Source organism: Dysgonomonas reticulitermitis, from assembly GCF_054601275.1.
The window spans coordinates 1-18,796 of sequence record NZ_BAAHWU010000017.1; the positions used below are offsets into that span (position 1 = coordinate 1).

Below are 18,796 nucleotides of genomic sequence, written 5' to 3' on the forward strand. Positions count from 1 at the left end.
GCTCAAAATACACACAAAGACACTATCTTTGTGAACATCAAGACCACATACTTTTCTCATGGGATAATAAATTTTGTGGCATAGACCACGGTAAATAATTACAATCTGTGGATCACACGCTGATACCACTCAGCCTATAAAGATAAGGGTGGTCTTGGTTTTTTATACAACTGGCCTAAAAATCGAAGATTTTTATGTAGGTTTGCCTGTACAAAGCCAGGATCACTATAAACAACCGTATGCAAGTCAAAGGTTTACATACAACGTTCAGGTATCGTTTATCAAGCCGGAACAGGGGAAATACAGGTAACGGTTTAGTAACTGTACCACGTCCAAAATGGGTATTTTCCGGTCTTTTTCCGGCTTCATCTACCTGTTTGATTTTGATTAAAAATACTGTAAATCAGTTAGTTTACTTCAATTTGCGCAAAGTTGCTTGTGGGTATTGATTTTTAGTTAAAATGAAAGGTTCTGAGTTTTAAGTTCTGAGCGCTCACTACTGACTACTAACTACTGTTTACTGTAGAAGTTTGTTACTTTTTAGTTAAAATGAAAGGTAGGGGTCAAAATTTTGATGCGGTTGCCCTAGCTTCCTTTCGTCAGCATGACTCAAAAGGATATTTTTATTATTAAATTTGAAACCTTGAAATTATATATACTATGAGAACTAAACTATTAACCTTATTGTTATTTCTATCAGCATATGCTATGGGACAGGAAATACATGAAAATATTCTGGAAAACCAGACATATGCAGAACGCTCTGCCTATTTTAAGCAAAATCCATTAAAAGAGGGACAGATCGTATTTTTAGGTAATAGCTTGACTCAAGGTGGAAAATGGAACGAATATTTTCCTGAACAGAGTCCTGTAAACAGAGGTATTTCGGGAGACAACACGTTGGGTATGCTGGGACGGCTGCATGAAATAATAAAAGCAAAGCCCTCAAAATTATTTATTTTGGCGGGGATAAACGACATCTCGCTCGGCAGATCGAACGACAAGATTTTGAACGGTATCAGATCGATTATCTATCAGGTAAAAGAAGGTTCTCCCGGTACGGCTATTTATGTGCAAAGCCTGCTACCCATAAACAAAGACGTATGCCAGTATAAACGTATGATGAATAAAGAAAAGCAGATAGAAAAGTTAAACAAGGAAATTATAAAATTCTGTAAATCCGAGAACATAACATTTATCAATCTATATCCCCATTTCTTGAGCGAAAAAAGAAAAATGGATGCGAAATATACGTCCGACGGATTGCATCTCAACGAAGCAGGTTATGCCGTATGGACAGACCAGATAAGGAAATATGTAGAATATTAATCTAAATATGTATGAAGAAAGTATGTTATTATTTACCAATTGCTGCACTTACCCTGATGGTAGGTTGTAAACAAAAAACACAGGACGTGAAAGAAGTTGTGACGTTCAATATCTCTAATCTGGATACTACATTTGTTCCAGGTAACGATTTTTACATGTATGCTACCGGAGGATGGGCTAAAGCCAATCCTATAAAAGACGAATATTCCCGTTATGGATCATTCGACCAGTTGGCAGAAAGGAACAAAGAACAGGTAAAAGGCCTGATTGAAGAACTGGGAAAAACGGCTCACAAGGACGGCTCTATCGAGCAAAAAATAGGCGACCTGTATGCAATAGCGATGGACAGCACAAAGCTGAACGCAGATGGAGCTAAACCTATACAGCCTCAGTTAGAAGCTATTAGCAAAGCTGCTACTGTTGCCGATGTTGTAAAGCTTTCGGGCGAGATACGGAAATATGGCGAATCGCCTTTCTTTTCGCTATACGTAAGCGCTGATGATAAAAACAGCTCTATGAATCTGGTGCAACTTAATCAGGGAGGTTTAGGTTTGGGCGAACGTGATTATTATCTGGCAACGGATACTACATCTGTAGCGCTTCGCAAAGGATATCACAACCTGATTGTAAAACAGTTTGTGAATGCAGGATACGCCGAAGCCGAAGCATTGAAAGCTGCTGATGCTGTTCTTAAAATAGAAACGGATTTGGCCAAAGCCCACTTTAAAAAAGAAGATACGAGAAAACCGGAATTGAACTACCACAAAATGAAAGTGGAAGATCTGAATAAATCGGTTGCCGATTTTGAATGGCAAATATTTTTCGATGCTGCCGGAGCCAAAGGTTTTGCAGACATCAATGTAGGTCAGATAGAACCGATAAAAGCTGCTGTACAACTTATCCATGCATTGCCGATAGACGAATCGAAAGCATACCTTTCGTGGTGTGTAATCAACGCTGCCGCTCCATATCTGAGTGACAACTTTGTAAATACGAATTTCGATTTTTACGGTAAACAACTGAGCGGAAGCAAAGTGTTGCAGCCACGTTGGAGACGTTCGGTAAATGCAGTTGACGGATCATTGAGCGAAGCTGTCGGACAAATGTATGTAGAGAAATATTTCCCTGCCGAAGCCAAAGAAAGAATGCTCAAATTGGTTAAAAATCTGCAAGTAACGCTTGGCGAACGCATAAACAATCTGGCTTGGATGAGCAACGAAACCAAAACCAAAGCCCAAGAGAAACTAAACGCGTTTACTGTTAAGATAGGCTATCCTGACAAATGGAAAGATTACACTACATTGGCTATAAAGAAAGACAGCTATTGGCAGAATATTGTTCGCGCCGGCGAATTTGCTTATAACGAAATGATAGGTAAAATAGGGAAACCTGTGGATAAATCGGAATGGCACATGCCTCCTCAGATGGTAAATGCCTATTATAACCCAACCACAAACGAAATTTGTTTCCCTGCCGGCATCTTGCAACCACCTTTCTTCTACCTGGATGGTGACGATGCCATTAATTACGGAGCTATCGGAGTAGTTATCGGACACGAAATGTCTCACGGATTTGACGATCAGGGCAGCAAATACGACAAGGATGGAAACCTTGCGGACTGGTGGACTGCCGACGATTCCAAGAAATTTGTAGAACGCGCGCAGGTGCTGGTTAACCATTTCAATAAAATAGAAGTTTTACCCGGAACTTTTGCAAATGGAGAGTTTACTTTGGGCGAAAATATCGGAGACTTTGGTGGCCTTCAAATCTCTTACAATGCATTTGAAAAAACAGAAGAAGCCAAAGCCGCAGCAAAGATAGATGGCTTTACTCCTGCTCAACGCTTCTTCCTTTCATATAGTGGAGTATGGGCTGGCAATATCCGCGACGCCGAAATTCTACGCCGCACAAAAATGGACCCTCACTCGCTGGGTAAATGGCGTGTAAACGGAACGTTGCCGCATATTAATGCTTGGTACGATGCCTTTGGAATCACAGAAAAAGATGCTCTATTTATTTCGAAAGAAAAAAGAGCAGATATCTGGTAGATTTATGTTATACAACTATAAAGAAGGGATTGTCACAAAAGACCTTTTGGGACAATCCCTTTTTTACTTTAGCACAGTCTTTACTCGAGGAATGAAACGTCTGGAAAGATGAAAAAACAGGTAATCAATAAAAAACAGGTCAAGAGCAACAACAAAATGACGAAGATAAAGAATGGCTGTAATTTCTTTTTTCAAAATAAAAAAGATAAAAAGTTTGTTTTATTTAAAAAAATATTACTTTTGTATCCATATTCAAACAAACGAATATTAGAATGAATAATTTTTCTTTTACATACTTCTTCTTTTTTTACTTTTATTTTAAAAAGTAGACAGGATTTTGTATGTGAAAATGAAAGTGGAAAAGCAATCAAATAAATATATGGGATCCTGTCAGAAATGACGGGATTTTTTTTTGACACACGATTAAAATATGAAGAAAGTAGCAATACAAGGAGGATTAGGAGCCTATCACGGTATAGCAGCTGAGAATTTTTTCGGTGAGGAAGTAGAAATTGTACCCTGCGTTGCATTCAGGGATATTTTTACTGCTATAAAGAAAGATCCGAACACGATAGGAATTATGGCTATCGAAAATACTATCGCCGGTAGTTTATTGGGAAACTATAATTTACTAAAGGAAAACAAACTGCCTATAGCAGGAGAATTTAAGCAACGGGTATCTCACTGTCTGGCTGTCTTACCCGGACAGACTGTTCATGATATAAAAGAGGTACAATCCCATCCTATTGCCTTGATGCAATGCACAGAGTTTCTGGATACACTACCCGGAATAAAGATCGTCGAGCATGAAGATACGGCTCTTGCAGCAAAAGATGTGGCGGAAAAGCAAATGATCGGCACAGCTGCCATATGCAGCGTAAGAGCTGCCGAGATTTACGGCCTGGATATACTGGCGAGAGGAATTGAAACGAATAAGCACAATTTCACTCGCTTTCTTGTTTTTGGAAACAAGTGGATCGTAAATGAGATTCAACAGAACGAAGTGCTGAACAAATCATCTATTGTTTTCACCCTGCCTCACGCCGAAGGCAGTTTGTCGAAAGTATTGTCTGTGCTATCCTTTTATGGTATCAACCTGACCAAAATACAATCGTTACCAATCATCGGGCGTGAGTGGGAGTATCAGTTTTATATCGATGTGAAATTTTCTGATATAGAACGTTATCATCAATCTTTGGATGCTATACGCCCATTGATCAGTGAATTGAAATTGCTTGGAGAATATCCCGAAGGCAGGCAAAGCGAAATATAAGCCCCCTCAATCCCCCAAGGGGGAATTAGAGTAAAAATTAAACAATTAAACTTCTACCCTCGGAAGAATTCTCCCCTTTGGGGAGACTAAGAGGGGCCAAACTCATGAATATAATTCCGGCAGATCGCCTCAATACAGTTGAAGAGTACTACTTCTCGAAGAAACTGAAAGAAGTAGCCGAAATGAATGCCGCAGGGCAAAATGTAATCAGTCTGGGTATAGGCAGTCCCGATCTTCCACCATCGGAAGATACCGTTAATGCATTAAGCCAATCGGCTGCACAGCCAAACACACATGGCTACCAACCTCATGTTGGGATACCAGAACTAAGAAAAGCTTTTGGCGACTGGTACAAACGCTGGTATGGCGTTACACTGGATACTGCAAAGGAAATACAACCTCTGATTGGCTCTAAACAAGGTATTCTTCATATCTCACTGGCATTTCTCAATCCGGGCGACGGTGTTTTGGTTCCTGATCCGGGCTATCCTACATATACATCAGTAAGTAAAATGGTGGGAGCTAAAATTCATAGCTACGATCTGGATGAGAATAATAACTGGCAACCCGACTTCGATGCACTGGAAAAGATGGATCTATCCAACATCAAACTGATGTGGGTAAATTATCCGAATATGCCAACAGGAGCCAACGGAAGCTTAGAGCTATTTGAAAAGCTGGTTGCTTTCGGTAAAAAACATAATATTGTTATTGTTCACGACAACCCTTACAGTCTTATCCTGAACGAAAATCCCCTGAGCATTATGCAGATAGAAGGAGCTAAGGATATTTGTATAGAATTGAATTCGATGAGTAAATCACACAATATGCCGGGCTGGCGTCTTGGAATTGTAGTTTCCAATGCGCAGTTTATCCAATGGATACTCAAGGTGTTAAGCAATATCGAAAGTGGAATTCTAAAACCGATGCAACTGGCCGCTATTGCCGCACTGAACAATTCTAACGAGTGGCATAGAAAGAACAACATAGAACTGTACGCAAGCCGCCGTCAATATGCGGAGGCCATTATGGATGCATTGGGCTGTACATACGACAAAAATCAGGTTGGCATGTTCCTGTGGGGGAAAATTCCTGCTCATTATAAAGGAAGTGAAGAGTTAGCCGATAAAGTGTTATACAATGCGAAAGTATTCCTTACTCCCGGATTTATTTTCGGCGACAAAGGAGAACGATACATCCGCATATCGCTTTGCTGCAACGAAAATATGCTAAAAGAGGCGCTCGAAAGAATAAAGAAATTACAATAACAATAAATAATAAAATAAAATAAAAATGAAATTAGATTCAATCTTACTGCCGGGTATCGATCCGAAACGCCCTTTGGTAATAGCCGGACCTTGTAGTGCCGAAACAGAGGAACAAGTAATGAATACTGCTAAACAATTAGCAGCTGATGGTGTGAAAATTCTTCGTGCCGGAATATGGAAACCCCGCACAAAGCCGGGTGGTTTTGAAGGTGTTGGCAGTGAAGGACTGGCATGGCTGAAAAAGGTAAAACAGGAAACAGGTATGTATGTTTCTACCGAAGTTGCGACACAAAAGCATGTTTACGAAGCATTGAAATTTGGGATCGACCTTCTTTGGGTAGGTGCACGTACCACTGCAAACCCGTTTGCTGTACAAGAAATAGCTGAAGCATTGCAGGGAGTAGATATACCCGTATTAGTTAAAAATCCGGTAAACCCCGATCTTGAATTATGGATAGGAGCACTTGAACGTCTTAGTAATGTAGGTATTACTAAACTTGGGGCTATCCACCGCGGGTTTAGTTCATACGACAAGAAAATATATCGCAACCTTCCGCAATGGCATATCCCGATCGAATTGAAACGTCGTATCCCCGATCTTCCTTTACTTTGCGATCCAAGCCATATCGGGGGAAAACGCGACCTCATATTGCCCCTGTCGCAACAGGCTATGGACTTGAACTATGAAGGTTTGATTATCGAAACTCATTGCGATCCGGAAAACGCATGGAGTGACGCGTCGCAACAAGTAACTCCTGACAGGCTGAAAGAAATACTGGAAACCCTGGTTATCCGTGACAGAAAACAATCGACGGAAGACTTATCCGACCTGCGCAAACAAATCGACGAACTGGATGATCAGCTTTTAGAACTGTTGGCTAAACGGATGCGTGTATCGTGCGAAATAGGTACATTCAAGAAAGAACATAACATGACAGTTGTGCAAACAGGCCGTTATGATGAAATATTGAATACACGTATTGCTCAGGCTGAAGCGATGAACATGAACGCAGATTTCATACGAACTATCCTTGAAGCCATACATGAAGAATCGGTAAGACAGCAGGTAGTTATACTCAATCAATAAAGAAGGGGCTGTTTTTTGCCATAAGTGGACGGAAGTCCCCTTTTCTGTGGGCAAATGTATCGCCTTGTCTGTCCCGGCCTTGTCAAGGTCGGGCCGCTGCGCGGTTTCGCGGGAAATCTCCAGGCCTCGCTGCGCTCGGCTTGTATTTCCCGCGAAAACCCTGACAAGCCCGGCAGGGCGATGCTTTTTGCCCGGAAAAGGGAATTTCCCTGCATAACAGATTAATCATTTAAAATACAAGCATCATGCAAAAATCAGTTTTTCTAAAGGCAGCGTTAGCGGTTGTTACCGTTACGCTGGCCGTGTTCTGTCTTTGCTACCTGCAAAAGGCGGGTATCCAGCCGCTATGGGCAGCTGTCGCGATTCTCTTTTTCAGGGGATTTATACGATTTATATTGTAAGCGTTCGGTATTGAGCATCTTGCGCTTGCTATCGCCAGGATTTATCTTTGTCTATAAAATAAGTCACGGTTGTCTATAACAGGAGTTATACGCCGTATAACAGCGAAAACACGGAAGAAGCAGACGCAAAAGCTCTTCCGGCGATAACAGCAGGCGAAAGAACACCCACACCGGATGTTGAAACAGGAATAGGGGAAGACGCGCCGGATATGGACGATATACCGTTGCACCCCGGACTGCCCGAACAGGCCCAAATAGGTGAAGTACCGGACGATGACGGTGAAATCATGGAAGCTGCCGCCTGATACTACTGCCTTATCCTGAAATATACCCTGCAACAGCAAAAAAACTGAGTGCAGGGTATTTTCGTAAATAAGGGATTATCTGATTGCCAAATTCATGGTTTTTTCCATACCTTTGGCAAGATAAATGAGTTATTTGTCGTCATGCAAAATACAGCAGGCCAGTGCGTTAACAACGTTACTTGTTCGTTACCTGTTTTTATATAGATATTGTGTTTCAGGTAGTTAGATGGGGATATTACTTTTAACTAAAATGTAACAAACTTCTACAGGGAACAGTAGTCAGTAGTCAGTCAACAATCAACAACTTGTACCTCGTACCTCGTCTACTCGTAACTTTTTAACTAAAAAGTAACAAACTTCTACAGTTATCAGTAAACAGTCTACAGTCATCAGTCAACAACTTGTACCTCGTACCTCGTATCTCGTCTACTCGTAACTTTTTAACTAAAATGTAACAAACTCCACACTCAATTAGCCATTAGCTGTTAGCTTTTAGCCGTTAGCCCCTTGCTCGCGCGGCTACCCTCTTTGTCATCCTGACCGCAGGGAAGGATCCCGATCCCCGGGAGACAGGAGATGCTTCCTGTCGTCAGCATGACAAACCAGAATTTAACTAAAAAGTAACAAACTTCTACAGTTATCAGTCAACAGTTATCAGTCATCAGCCAACAACTCGTACCTCGTATCTCGGCTACTCGTAACTTTTTAACTAAAAAGTAACAAACTCTACACTCATTTTCAAATTTTCAAATTCGCTAATTTTCAAATTAAAAATCGTATCTATAGATAAAACGAACGCCGGACAATGTTTCACTCTTCGTTCTTCACTTTTCATCGCTTTGCGCCATTCTTCGTTCTTCACTTTTTTGGTGCCCCTGCCCTGGATAAATTTATATTTGTACGTTATCCCGATTTGCTTATATTTGTATATAAATAGAGATAATATGACAGCCGAAAAAATACAGGAAGAATTGGAAGCATTGTCAACCCCGGAAAAGAAAGATTTTCTACCGTACTTTTTCAAAACAGGTGAAGGGCAGTACGGCGAAGGTGATAAGTTCCTCGGGGTAGTCGTTCCGGATTCCCGTAAAATAGCCGGGAAATATAAGGACATACCGTTTCAGGAGGTAAAGGCTCTTCTAAACAGCGAATATCACGAATGTCGCCTTTGTGCATTGTTAATTCTTGTCGAACGGTTCAAGAAAGCCGGTGAGCAAGACAGGAAAGAGATATATGAGTTTTATTTGGCACATACTCATAGGATTAATAACTGGGATTTGGTCGATTTGAGCAGTCAGTATATCGTAGGGGAATACCTGTTGGATAAAGACCGTTCTGTATTATATACGCTTGCTGATAGTAAACTATTGTGGGATCAGAGAATTGCTGTATTAGCAACATTTCCATTTATAAGGAGTAACGATTTTAAAGACTTGCTGGCTCTATCCGAAAAGTTGTTGCATCATAAACACGACCTGATGCATAAAGCTATTGGGTGGTTGTTACGTGAAGCCGGCAAGAAAAATAAAACTGTGTTGATTGGATTTTTAGATCGATATTATAAAGAAATGCCACGTACCATGCTCCGGTATTCGATAGAGAAACTAACTCCCGAAGAACGGGCACATTATATGAAGAAATGATAAATTATTATACTCACACCTTGCAGAATGGCCTGCGTATCGTGCACAAACCATCGGAGAGTAATGTCTCTTATTGCGGCTTTATAGTGAATGCCGGAACTCGTGATGAAGAAAAGGATGAATACGGTATGGCACATTTTGTCGAACATATGCTTTTTAAAGGCACGGATAAGAGACGTTCCTGCCACATCATCAACCGGATGGAAAATGTTGGCGGAGAACTGAATGCCTATACCAATAAAGAAGAGACTGTCGTTTACTCAGCTTTTCTGGAAGAACATTTTCAACGGGCATTTGAGCTAATGTCAGATATTACTTTTCATTCTGTATTTCCTCCGTATGAAATCGATAAGGAGATAGAAGTCATTATCGATGAGATCCATTCTTATGAAGATAGCCCTTCGGAGCTTATATATGACGAGTTTGAGAATCTAATGTTTTCAGGCTCTCAAATTGGGCATAATATCTTGGGCGAACCGGATCTTTTAGTCAATTTTGACAGTAATAAAGCCCGGAAATTTATTCTGAATCATTATCAGCCACAGAATATAGTATTCTTTTCTTTGGGTAAGACTAACTTTAAAAAGGTTGTTTATTATGCCGAGAAATATTTATCCGGTTTGCACTTTTCCTCAAATAGGAACAACCGGGTAGCTCCCGGTATTATTGAACCTGTGAGAAAAAGAACGGAGAAAGATACTTCACAAGGGCATGTCTTGCTTGGATTTCATTCCTACTCGTTACATGATAGTAATAGGAGGGTGTTAAACCTCTTGAATAATATTTTAGGTGGTCCGGGTATGAATAGCAGGCTGAATATCTCTTTACGGGAAAAAAGAGGCTATGTTTATAATGTAGACTCGTCCGTTACTGCATATACCGATGCCGGATTTCTTTCTATCTACTTTGGTTGTGATAAGAAAAATATAGACAAATGCCTGACACTTGTCACCAAAGAACTGCGAAAGATGAAAAATGAAAAGTTAACGACATCGCAACTGCATGTTGCTAAAAAGCAGCTTATGGGACAGATTGGAGTAATGAGAGATAACCATGAAAATCTGGCTTTATCTTTAGGTAAGAACTTTCTGCATCATAATCATTTCAACACATTGGAAGAAGTTTTCGAAAGAATTGAATCAATATCGTCAGAACAAATACAGGATGTTGCCAATGAAATTTTCAATGAAAATCAACTGTTTAGTTTAATATATAATTAATTGTTCTAACTTTGTACCACTTACTATAACATACTTTATAGGACATTAGAAATAGAAACTTATGCGTATGAAATATATACTAAAAATATCTCTTTGGGTCTTCTCCTTATTGTTGATTAATTGTCTGCCTGCAAGTGCCCAATATCCTAAGAAGCGAATGACCGCAGACTTTCGTATGGGGATGAATTATCCACAGATGTCAGGAACACAAGGTTCTGAACGATTTAAAATGGGATTACATATAGGGGGTAATGTTAATTACAAGATTATAGGTAATTTTCAAGTACAAACAGGTTTTTATGTAACTAAAAAGGGGTATAAAACATATAAGAGAGAGGTTCACGAAAGTGAAAATAATGTTGTACGCGTAGATGAAGGTTGGTATGATGCTACAGGTAATTATATTCAAATGCCTTTCAATATAGGCTATGAATTATACGTGTCCAAAAGGATAGCTTTCAACATAAACGGAGGGGTATATGTTGCTTATGGTTATGGAAATAAAGGCAAAACTAAATATAATGGGCTTATTACTACATACACGCCGAATGTAGATCCCACATATATACATCCAAATGGCGAATTTGAAGAACTTACCTTTAGCGATACCCGATGGAAGCGTTCTGACTATGGACTAAATGGGAGTATAGGGCTTGTTTATGATATTTATACTATTAATTTTAATTATGAGCGTGGGCTGTATAATGTTACACAAGAGGGGGCTCAAGAGTTGAAACATAGAGTTTATTCGGTGTCCTTAGGTTTTCGCTTTTAATTTATTGGAATCGAAACATTTGTGCGAAAAAAATGTTTATTATATGTAACAATATTATAACCTGGATATGGAAAAATTAATAGAAAAACTTCAAGAAGAGGCACAACTTACTCAAGAACAAGCAATCAAGGCAATATCTATAATGAAAGATTATATGGATAAAGAGGGGATGGATATAGATTGGGAAAAGTTCTTCAAAGGAAAGTCTGAAGATTTTATTGTAAAAGCCCGTAGCTTATTCTCAACTGTTTCGAAACAGACACACAGCTATACAGATAATATTGTTGATAAGATAGACGATTTTGCCGATAAAGTTAAAAAAGGAGCTCAAGATCTTTTTAATGAGAAATAAATTGATTAAGCCTGCTAATACAGAATCTGCAAATCTTTGCAGATTTTTTTATTTTATCGGTATAACATATTTCACTACTTTTGTAAACAAATTTAAACTTAAAAAAATATGTCAACATATACAGAAGATAACCGTAAAGTTACTACCCGCCGCCTTATAGAAATGAAAGAACGTGGCGAAAAAATATCAATGCTTACAGCATATGATTACTCCATGGCTTCTATTATAGATCAGGCCGGAATGGATGTCATTCTTGTTGGAGATTCGGCTTCAAATGTGATGGTTGGAAATATAACCACATTACCCATGACACTCGATCAAATGATCTATCATGGACGATCGGTAGTGAATGCCGTGAAACGTGCTTTGGTGGTGGTAGATATGCCTTTTGGTACGGCTTCCGGTAATCCCTTACAATCATTGGAATATGCTATACGTATGATGAAGGAAACGGGGGCTGACACTCTTAAAATAGAAGGAGGTGAGGAAATAGCCCCGGATATAAAAAAGATAATTGACGCAGGCATTCCTGTTATGGGACATTTGGGTCTTATGCCCCAGTCTATAAATAAATATGGTACATATAATGTAAGAGCCAAAGATAGTGTGGAAGCCGATAAATTGATAAAAGACGCTTTATTACTCGAATCTATAGGCTGTTATGCTATTGTATTGGAAAAAATTCCGGCCGAATTGACAAAACAAATAGCCTCACAATTAAGTATTCCTATTATTGGTATTGGCGCAGGTCCGTATGCAGACGGACAGGTATTGGTGATGCATGATATGTTAGGTATTAATAAAAACTTTTCGCCAAAATTCCTACGCCGTTATGCTGATTTGCATTCTGTAATTACAGATGCTGTACAGAACTATATTAAAGATGTGAAAACTTCGGATTTTCCAAATAAAGAGGAGAGCTATTAGACAATGAAAGTCTGTATAGCCGAAAAGCCAAGTGTCGCTCGCGAAATAGCCGGAATTCTGGGGGCTACTTCCCGTAGGGATGGTTATTTTGAAGGGAATGGTTATCAGGTAACGTGGACATTCGGGCATTTCTGTACACTAAAAGAACCACACGAATACACCGGCAGTTGGAAGCAATGGTCGTTGTATGTCCTTCCTATGATACCCCCCCGGTTTAGTATAAAATTAATTGATAATGACGGGGTAAAAAAGCAATTTGGGGTCATCGAAAAACTGATTTCCGAAGCAGAGGAAGTGATAAATTGCGGTGATGCCGGACAAGAAGGGGAACTTATTCAGCGTTGGGTTATGCAAAAAGCGCAATGCAAAGTTCCGGTAAAACGATTATGGATATCTTCGCTTACCGAAGACTCTATCCGTGAGGGTTTTAATAGTCTTAAAGAACAATCCCAATTTGATAAACTTTACGAAGCCGGACTATCTCGAGCCATAGGTGACTGGTTATTGGGCATGAATGCAACACGTTTGTACACAGTTAAATATGGACAAAATAGATCAGTGCTTTCTATCGGGCGTGTGCAAACACCTACTTTAGCGCTTATTGTCAATCGTCAACTGGAGATAGAAAACTTCAAGCCGGAGCCTTACTGGGAACTGAAAACAATATATAGAGATACAACTTTTTCGGCGACAAAAGGTAGGTTTACCACGCAGGAAGAAGGCGGGAAATTTCTGGAGGAGATAAAAACGTCAGACTTTGAAGTTACTGAAGTTACAACCAAAAAAGGAGAAGAAGCCCCGCCCCGTCTTTTCGACCTGACAGCCTTGCAAGTAGAGTGTAACAAAAAAATTTCTTTTTCCGCCGAAGAGACTCTCAAGATCATTCAGTCATTATACGAAAAAAAGCTGACCACATATCCACGTGTAGATACTACTTTCCTGAGCGATGACCTGTATCCTAAAGTGCCTGCCATATTAAGAGGCTTGGCCGGATACGAAGAGCTTGTTAAACCTGTTTTAGCCGCAAAGATTTCAAAGTCGAAAAAGGTATTTGACAATAGTAAGGTCACTGATCATCATGCTATTATACCTACCGGAGTTCGGGCAAACAATATATCCGATAATGAGCGTAAGGTATATGATCTGGTAACACGGCGATTTATAGCAGTGTTTTATCCTAACTGTAAAATCTCTACTACAACAGTTTTAGGCGAAGTAAGTAAAGTGGAATTTAAAGTTACCGGCAAGCAGATACTTGATCCGGGATGGCGTGTTGTTTTCGACAAATCGGGGAATGCCCTTAATGATAAGCCAGAGGATGAAGAGAAGGAAAAGGACGATGATAGTGTATTACCGGATTTTGTGAAAGGAGAGAGAGGGCCACATTTACCGTCTTTGAATGAGAAATGGACTCAACCTCCCAAATATTATACGGAAGCGACGCTTCTCAGGGCAATGGAAACAGCAGGAAAGCTTGTTGATGATGACGAATTACGCGATGCTTTGAAAGAAAACGGTATCGGTCGTCCTTCTACCAGGGCTGCAATTATTGAAACCTTGTTCAAACGTAATTATATTCGGAAAGAACGTAAAAATCTATATGCGACTCTGACTGGTGTAGAACTGATTGGAACAATAAAAGAAGAACTTCTTAAATCGGCGGAACTGACCGGGATCTGGGAGAAAAAGCTTCGGCTAATAGAGAAAAATGAGTACGATCCCCGCCAATTTATCGATGAATTGAAACAAATGCTGACCGAAATAGTAGCAAACGTGAAAAGCGATACAGGACGTGCGATAACAATAGAAGAAATAATCCCCGAAAAGGAGAAAACAGAAAGGTTGAAGACAAAAAAGAAGACTGAAAATAAAAAACAAGTAGCGGTTAAAAGAGAGGAAACAGATGTTGTTCTTTGCCCTTTATGTAGAAAAGGTTCTGTTATCAAAGGAAAAACAGCTTATGGCTGTTCGGAATGGAAAGCCGGATGTGCATTCAGATTGTCATATGAAAATATAGATGAGAACCTGAGAGAAAAAGATTTAAAAACAATTATTGAAAGCCTGAATAAATGAAAATAGGCAATATAGAATTTCCAAAGAATCCGGTGTTCCTGGCTCCGATGGAAGATGTCACAGATATGGGCTTCAGACTTATGTGCAAACGCTTTGGCGCGGATATGGTATATACCGAATTTGTGTCGAGTGATGCGCTGATACGACATGTAAATAAGACTCAGGCGAAATTATCTATCAGTGATGAAGAACGTCCTGTCGCTATACAAATTTACGGTAGGGAAGTCGATCCTATGATAGAAGCTGCCAGAATATGCGAAGAAGCGAATCCCGATATATTAGATATAAATTTTGGTTGCCCCGTTAAAAAAGTAGCAGGTAAAGGCGCCGGTTCGGGGATGATGAAAACACCCGGCCTGATGGTCGATATAACGAAAGCTGTTGTGGAAGCCGTAAAGATACCTGTAACCGTGAAAACCCGATTGGGATGGGATAATGATTCTAAAATAATAGTGGAACTTGCCGAGCAGTTGCAGGATGTAGGAATTCAAGCTTTAACGATACATGGTCGCACCCGTGCCCAAATGTATTCGGGCGAAGCAGACTGGTCATTAATTGGTGCGGTAAAAAATAATCCACGTATGCATATTCCTATTATAGGGAATGGGGATGTTACCAGTCCCGAAATATGTAAAAAACGATTCGATGAAACCGGAGCCGATGCAGTGATGATTGGTCGAGGAAGCATTGGTAGCCCATGGATATTTGAAGATGTGAAGCATTATTTGAATACAGGAGAGAAACTCCCTGCTAAAGAGTTTATATGGTATTTAGATATTCTGAAAGACCTTATTCTAAAAAATATATCGTATTCGGGCGAACGTGGGGGAATTATTCATAGTCGCCGTCATCTGGCTGCTAGTTCTGTATTTAAGGGTATCCCTGATTTTAAAAAGACTCGGGTTGCCATGTTACGCACCGATTCGGTCGAAGAACTTTTTTCAATTATTGACAATATACCTGCTCAATTTGATATGAAATAATATCATAAAAATGTATCTTTACATCATATGACGTATCAGGAGGCAATCGAGTATCTATATGATCATCTTCCGGTCTATCAGAGAATCGGCAGTGAGGCATTTAAAGCAGGGCTTGACAATAGTTTAGCCCTCGATACATACCTTTCTCATCCTCATACTAAATATAAAACCATACATGTGGCAGGTACAAACGGAAAAGGCTCTACGTCTCATTTACTGGCTGCGATACTACAGCAAGCAGGATACAAAGTCGGTCTTTATACATCCCCGCATCTGGTAGACTTCCGCGAACGTATTCGTGTGAATGGAGAGAAGATCTCCGGGCAATATATTGTTGATTTCATAGACAAGCATCGCGAGGTATATGAGCCTATACAACCATCCTTTTTTGAATTGACAATGATGATGGCTTTTCAGTATTTTGCTGATATGAAAGTTGATGTCGCTATCGTTGAGGTTGGCTTGGGAGGACGCCTGGATAGTACAAATATCATTAATCCCGATCTAAGCGTAATAACAAATATAAGTTTCGACCATATGCAAATGTTGGGCGATACTTTAGAGAAGATAGCAACAGAAAAAGCCGGGATAATCAAAGCCGGGATACCTGTAGTGATAGGTGAGGCCGAAGGAGAAGTTCGTAAAGTCTTTGAAAAAACAGCTGATAGAGTAGGGGCGAGGATTGTTTTTGCTGAGGATGAGCATATTATTCAAAATAGCTTGAGAACTGCAAGTGGTTGGTTGCTCGATACTAAATATTATCTTTATCTAAAAGGCGAATTATCCGGTTATGCCCAAATAAAAAATGCGGCGACAGTTTTATGTGCAGTAAAAGAATTACAGTCACTAGGTTATGTGATACCCTCTAAGGCTGTTTATAATGGCTTCGCTTATGTAACCGAATTAACCGGATTAATGGGGCGTTGGCAAGTCATTCAGGAACTCCATCCTAAAATTGTTTGTGATACAGGACACAATATTGCCGGGATAAAGTATATTGTAGAGCAGCTGGCTACAGAAAAGTATAATACTCTTCACATTGTATTAGGCATGGTTAATGACAAAGATATTACTTCTGTTTTGTCTATACTTCCTAAGCATGCTGTTTATTACTTTACAAAGGCGTCGGTTCCCCGTGCACTTGATCAGATGAAATTGCAGGAACTAGCCGGTAAAGCCGGTTTAACGGGTTATTCGTACCATACAGTAAGCGAAGCCATACAAGCAGCCAAAGAATGGGCCAGACCGAATGATTTTATTTTTATAGGAGGCAGTAATTTTATTGTTGCCGATGCTTTAACGGAACTTGGATATAAGTAAACAATTAAACAGGTTTTGCTGTTTTCCCGTCTCTTTTTATCTCTTTATTATCCAAAGCATTCAGAATAATGTTGTCATAATCATAAATATCGTCTGCATAGTATAATGTATCGTTATCATCAGGGTACATGTATGCTGTATAGTAATCGACGAAGAGAGATATTTTACTTTCCGGATTCAGTATGTCCGTCAATTTCTTCAGTTTGTTTTCCTTAGCCAGTTTTTTCCCTTCGTTAGAAACGGGAGATTTGCCTACGCTATAATACAGCCTGTCTTTATAAATATCGTCCGAAGTTGCAGACATACAAAAAAAGGCCAGATCGAAAGGTTTTTGTACTCTTACGCATCCATGACTTACAGCCCTGTTTTTTCTATTAAATGCAGCTTTGGAAGGGGTATCGTGGAGATAGACAGAGAAAGCATTGTTAAATATGAACTTAATCAATCCAAGCGCATTTCTTTCTCCCGAGTTTTGGCGGATGGTATATGCGAATTTAGACGGATTAACTTCTTTCCAATTTATGGACTCTAAATCGACTTCTTTACCTCCTTTATATAGCTTCATGTTATTTCTCTTGATATATGTCGAATCTTTTTTCTGAAGAACAGCAACCTCTTTTTGTGCAATACTGGTCGGTACGTTCCAAATCGGGTTCAGATTCAGATAACTGATATCACTTTCCAGTAAAGGTGTTTTGTTTGTGACTGAACCAACACATACCCGCATGATCAGGGGCAGGCTATCTTTCTGACAAGCAAAAAGCATGGCAGGGGCAATATTTACTTCTATATGTTTATCATGTTTCGGCTTTGTCCGTTTCCAACGGTACCGTTCCATGTTGGCGCGTAACTTAGACTGATAATATTCCAAAGGCTTGTTTAAAGCATCGATTGTTATTTTTCCGACCTCATCTTCTTCCGGATAAGAGTTTTTACGCCGGAAGGTGTTTATCGCCGCCAATAAATCTTTATTTAATATCTGATGTAGGGTATCTGTACTGGTGGAATCCGGCTTGTATTCCCCTGTAATAATAAGGCGACGGGCAATATCCGATATATAAGGATTTTTATCGCCTATTTTATATGTTTTTGGACTCTCTATTTTATCGAATTTAAGGTCTTTTTTATCGTCCAGGTCTTGATACTCGTCCAGTAATTTCCGATAAACCAGGTCATCGGGATGAGAGCCCGAAATCAGATTGATAGGATCTTTTGGCAGGTTGATATATAAATTATCGAAGAATATAGAATCTGGCCGGGCGGTATAAATATCATAATCTTTTTTGTATAAGATTTCAGGATTTGTAAATCCATAATTCATGCCTGTTATGTACTTAATGGCTGAGTTTGTAGAAATAAATTCCAAATCAGCCATTTTTTGATATAAAATATCCAGGTTGAGGCTATATGCCCCGGAATCTATTGAATCCATCAGAGATTTTATATATCCGGTCGGGAAATAATCCACAGACAGCCCATGTTTGTAGCTATTTTCCAATATGTTAGTTAATTCTTTGATCTTTTGAATATCAAGTGTGTCATGTATCCAAATAGGGGTAAAAGTATTTTTCACATACAAGTTTTGTAAGATAGAATCTTCTTGTATACGAGATTGTAAGACTTCTTTTAAATGCTGAGGGTTAAAATCCGGATAATTTTTAGCAAATTTTGAAAGGATAACTTCTTTCTTACTGGACTCGCTAAGTTTAGTAGAACTTCTTTCTTTACAACTGGTAAAGAATATCATAATTACTATAAGTATAGTGTATAAGGTATATTTCATAAAACTCTA

At 39.4% G+C, this 18,796-nt stretch carries 15 protein-coding genes; 13 read left to right on the plus strand and 2 right to left on the minus strand.

Annotated elements, in window-relative coordinates; translation table 11 throughout:
* The first annotated feature begins 660 nt into the window (after positions 1-660).
* From ACYPZI_RS08240 to ACYPZI_RS08260, 5 genes are all read left to right on the plus strand, one after another.
* Positions 661-1,329 (plus strand): GDSL-type esterase/lipase family protein, encoded by a 669-nt coding sequence (locus ACYPZI_RS08240; RefSeq protein ID WP_459600468.1) that lies wholly within the window; start codon positions 661-663, stop codon positions 1,327-1,329.
* Between the two features lie 11 nt (positions 1,330-1,340).
* Positions 1,341-3,377, plus strand: coding sequence for a M13 family metallopeptidase (locus ACYPZI_RS08245; RefSeq protein ID WP_459600470.1), 2,037 nt, complete (start codon positions 1,341-1,343; stop codon positions 3,375-3,377).
* 430 nt (positions 3,378-3,807) lie between these two features.
* The gene (locus ACYPZI_RS08250) at positions 3,808-4,650 is read left to right on the plus strand and encodes a prephenate dehydratase (RefSeq protein ID WP_459600472.1); all 843 of its coding nucleotides are present in this window, start codon (positions 3,808-3,810) and stop codon (positions 4,648-4,650) included.
* Between the two features lie 104 nt (positions 4,651-4,754).
* Entirely contained in the window at positions 4,755-5,918 is a 1,164-nt protein-coding gene (locus ACYPZI_RS08255) for a pyridoxal phosphate-dependent aminotransferase (protein ID WP_459600474.1), read from the plus strand.
* Positions 5,919-5,943: 25 nt separating this feature from the next.
* The gene (locus tag ACYPZI_RS08260) at positions 5,944-7,005 is read left to right on the plus strand and encodes a chorismate mutase (protein WP_459600476.1); all 1,062 of its coding nucleotides are present in this window, start codon (positions 5,944-5,946) and stop codon (positions 7,003-7,005) included.
* 486 nt (positions 7,006-7,491) lie between these two features.
* Here ACYPZI_RS08260 and ACYPZI_RS08265 read toward each other — a convergent pair whose 3' ends face one another.
* Positions 7,492-7,695 (minus strand): hypothetical protein, encoded by a 204-nt coding sequence (locus tag ACYPZI_RS08265; protein WP_459600478.1) that lies wholly within the window; start codon positions 7,693-7,695, stop codon positions 7,492-7,494.
* Positions 7,696-8,655: 960 nt separating this feature from the next.
* On the opposite strand from ACYPZI_RS08265, the gene ACYPZI_RS08270 reads away from it, so the two are divergent.
* From ACYPZI_RS08270 to ACYPZI_RS08305, 8 genes are all read left to right on the plus strand, one after another.
* Complete coding sequence (locus ACYPZI_RS08270) at positions 8,656-9,354, plus strand: DNA alkylation repair protein (RefSeq protein WP_459600480.1); 699 nt, start codon at positions 8,656-8,658, stop codon at positions 9,352-9,354.
* Positions 9,351-10,574, plus strand: coding sequence for a M16 family metallopeptidase (locus ACYPZI_RS08275; protein ID WP_459600482.1), 1,224 nt, complete (start codon positions 9,351-9,353; stop codon positions 10,572-10,574). The genes ACYPZI_RS08270 and ACYPZI_RS08275 overlap by 4 nt, the downstream gene beginning before the upstream one ends.
* 67 nt (positions 10,575-10,641) lie before the next feature.
* On the plus strand, positions 10,642-11,349 hold the full coding sequence (locus tag ACYPZI_RS08280) for an outer membrane beta-barrel protein (RefSeq protein ID WP_459600484.1): 708 nt from the start codon (positions 10,642-10,644) through the stop codon (positions 11,347-11,349).
* Between the two features lie 67 nt (positions 11,350-11,416).
* Complete coding sequence (locus tag ACYPZI_RS08285) at positions 11,417-11,701, plus strand: hypothetical protein (protein ID WP_459600486.1); 285 nt, start codon at positions 11,417-11,419, stop codon at positions 11,699-11,701.
* A gap of 108 nt (positions 11,702-11,809) precedes the next feature.
* Positions 11,810-12,628, plus strand: a complete 819-nt coding sequence (gene panB, locus ACYPZI_RS08290) for a 3-methyl-2-oxobutanoate hydroxymethyltransferase (protein WP_459600488.1) — start codon at positions 11,810-11,812, stop codon at positions 12,626-12,628.
* Between the two features lie 3 nt (positions 12,629-12,631).
* Positions 12,632-14,701, plus strand: coding sequence for a DNA topoisomerase 3 (locus tag ACYPZI_RS08295; protein WP_459600490.1), 2,070 nt, complete (start codon positions 12,632-12,634; stop codon positions 14,699-14,701).
* The gene (dusB, locus tag ACYPZI_RS08300) at positions 14,698-15,684 is read left to right on the plus strand and encodes a tRNA dihydrouridine synthase DusB (RefSeq protein ID WP_459600492.1); all 987 of its coding nucleotides are present in this window, start codon (positions 14,698-14,700) and stop codon (positions 15,682-15,684) included. The genes ACYPZI_RS08295 and dusB overlap by 4 nt, the downstream gene beginning before the upstream one ends.
* Before the next feature lie 27 nt (positions 15,685-15,711).
* Positions 15,712-17,004 (plus strand): bifunctional folylpolyglutamate synthase/dihydrofolate synthase, encoded by a 1,293-nt coding sequence (locus ACYPZI_RS08305; protein WP_459600494.1) that lies wholly within the window; start codon positions 15,712-15,714, stop codon positions 17,002-17,004.
* 4 nt (positions 17,005-17,008) lie between these two features.
* Here the strand turns inward: ACYPZI_RS08305 and ACYPZI_RS08310 are convergent, their stop codons facing one another.
* Positions 17,009-18,787 carry a L,D-transpeptidase family protein gene (locus tag ACYPZI_RS08310; protein ID WP_459600495.1) on the minus strand — a complete coding sequence of 593 codons (1,779 nt, stop codon included), beginning with the start codon at positions 18,785-18,787 and terminating at the stop codon, positions 17,009-17,011.
* Positions 18,788-18,796 lie beyond the last annotated feature (9 nt).